The following is a 2451-nucleotide window of genomic DNA, read 5'->3' on the forward strand; positions in this document are numbered from 1 at the left end:
AGATTGCGACAGACGCTGTACCGGGCCACGCTGGTCGCGCAGTTCCCAGTTGCGATTGTCGATGGTGGCGACGGTGCCGGTGCGCATGATGCGCTTCAGGTCGTAGCCGGAAAGGCCGGTGACTTCGGCGACGGCTTCCTGCAACGCCACCTGGATCTCGGCCAGCGGCGGGATCGGCACCCAGACCGGAAGATCGTCGTCCAACACATGGTCCTCGCGCACATAGGCATGCGCCAGCACATAGTCGCCCAGCGCCTGGGTGTTGCGCAGGCCGGCGCAGTGGCCGAGCATCACCCAGGCATGCGGCCTCAGCACCGCGATATGGTCGGTGATGGTCTTGGCGTTGGAGGGCCCGACGCCGATATTGACCATGGTGATGCCGCCATGTCCCGATTTCTTCAGGTGATAGGCCGGCATCTGCGGCAGGCGCGGCGGTGCAACGCCTTCGCTAGGCGCGCTTTGCCCGCTCTTGGTGATGACATTACCCGGCTCGACGAACTCCGTGTATCCGCCGCCGCCATTGGCCATCAGGTCGCGGGCGCGGGCGACGAACTCGTCGATGTAGAACTGATAATTGGTGAACAGCACGAAGTTCTGGAACTGCTGCGGCGTGGTTGCCGTATAGTGCGACAGCCGGTGCAGCGAATAATCGATGCGCTGCGCCGTGAAGGGCGCCAGAGGCCTCGGCTCGCCGAAGGCGACTTCGAAGGTGCCGTTGGCGATCTGGTCGTCGGTGCCATCGAGATCCGGCACGTCGAACAGGTCGCGGATCGGCCGCTTGATGCGCTCTGCCGTCGCGCCGTCGACATGGGTGCCTTCAAGGAAGGCGAAATGCAGCGGGATGGGTGTGGTCGATTCCGACACCGTGACCGCAACCCCATGATTGCGCATGATCAGGCGCAACTGCTCGACGAGGTAGCTTTCGAACAGGCCCGGCTGGGTGATGGTGGTGGAAAAATGCCCGGGCGTCGGCATATGGCCATAGGCCTGGCGCGAGTCGATCTGGGTGAACGAGTTGGTGGTGACACCGATCTCCGGATAAAAGGCCCGGTAGCGCTTGCCATTGTCGCCGCCTGCTGCCGCCAGCTCTGCGAACGAGTCGCGCAGGAATTTGGTGTTGCGGTCGTAAAGCGCCTGCAGTGCCTTGACGGCTTTCTCGGCGCTATCAAAGCTTTGCCGGCCAAAAGGCTCCGGCATGACGACAGATTCGATGGCTTGTGGGTAGATTCGCTTTTCCATGGCTCAATATAGAGACTTGGATCGGCACTTGGGAGGGGTGTCGCGACCGAAGGCGGCCAACGCGCCGTTTTTCTTCAACCGCGCTGCAGGCTGACCAGGAGCACAAAGCCGACGCCGGACTTCTTCAGGGCTGGTGCGTCGATCGTCGAGCCGGCATCTGAGCGCATCATCGGCACGGCCAGAACCGGAGCGGCCAGAACCGCCAGGATAAGCGCCGCCCGCGGCAGAAGCCGAAGGGTCTTGAGAGCGTTGGCGGCGATGCGGTTCATGGTGTTTCAGCTTTTCTTTTCGAGGTCTTGGTTCTTTGTTCAGTTGCGAAGATGGGTGGGGCAGGCGAGGCGGCAGGTTCTGGAACTGGCTTCGTCCCAGGCGCGGGCCGGACGGCCCGCTTCGGCGACGAGGATGGCGAAGAACATTCCAAACAGGCTCACCAGCAGGCAGACGATGGTGAAGCGGCGAGCAAGCATCGGGTCGGTCTCCTTCAACACGCCGGAGAATGCCCTGATGCAACTGAACCGGCTCTGATGCCGGCGTTCATCTGCCGTTCAAGATGATTGACGGGGTTTCGACGGCGCCGGCGTCGGTTTGGATAGCCGCCGGCGGATATCGAGCATCACCGGTGCAGGATGTGTCGACAAAACGAAAACGGGGCCCGCTGGGGCCCCGTCCTCATGTCGTAAGGGTGGTCGATCAGAGCTTGTGCCAGGTCTGGCTCTTGCAGATCAATCCGCCGAGCACGCAGCCGCTCATCTTGAGAGAGCTGCCCGACAATGTCGCCTTGCCCGAATAGGTCTTGTCGTTTGCCGGATCGGTGATGTTGCCGGCATATTTGTTGTCGCCTGTCGCCTTGAGCGAGCCGATGGTCTTGCCGGCATATTTCCCGGACTTGAGCGTGATGGAAAACGAGCTGCCGGCGGCGATGGCCGCGGTTTCGCCGGCCTGCGTCTTCCAATTGCCTTCGATCGGATCGGCCCATGCCGCACTCGCCACGATCAATGTGGCCGCAAGGGCCAGGCTCAGTTTTCGAAACATGTCTTCCTCCCTGTGGATGTCCGGCCGGATGCTCCGCCTCGCCGGTCTGCCGCTTACGCAAACGTAAGCTAATCCAGCTCCCGGCAAAACAAAAGCGGTGCCGTAGCGGAAGACTTTGGGATTTTGCAGCCGCCTGAAAGCGCCTCCTCGACGATGAAATGAAACGATCGGCGCATCGCC

General features: G+C 62.0%; 4 protein-coding genes. All 4 read right to left on the reverse strand.

The features are described from left to right. A partial coding sequence (locus tag EN750_RS29275; RefSeq protein ID WP_127398833.1) for an AMP nucleosidase occupies nt 1-1239 on the reverse strand: 1239 nt, incomplete at its 3' end. A 74-nt stretch (nt 1240-1313) separates the two neighbouring features. Continuing rightward, on the reverse strand, nt 1314-1508 hold the full coding sequence (locus EN750_RS29280; protein WP_127292634.1) for a hypothetical protein: 195 nt from the start codon (nt 1506-1508) through the stop codon (nt 1314-1316). A gap of 39 nt (nt 1509-1547) precedes the next feature. Then, complete coding sequence (locus EN750_RS39650; protein ID WP_189526552.1) at nt 1548-1724, reverse strand: hypothetical protein; 177 nt, start codon at nt 1722-1724, stop codon at nt 1548-1550. 205 nt (nt 1725-1929) lie between these two features. After that, a complete protein-coding gene (locus EN750_RS29285; RefSeq protein ID WP_127398834.1) occupies nt 1930-2271 on the reverse strand; it encodes a DUF2147 domain-containing protein in 342 nt (113 codons plus the stop codon). Between the last annotated feature and the right edge of the window lie 180 nt (nt 2272-2451).

It is taken from the genome of Mesorhizobium sp. M7A.F.Ca.ET.027.03.2.1 (assembly GCF_003999175.1).
Taxonomy (GTDB): Bacteria; Pseudomonadota; Alphaproteobacteria; order Rhizobiales; family Rhizobiaceae; genus Mesorhizobium.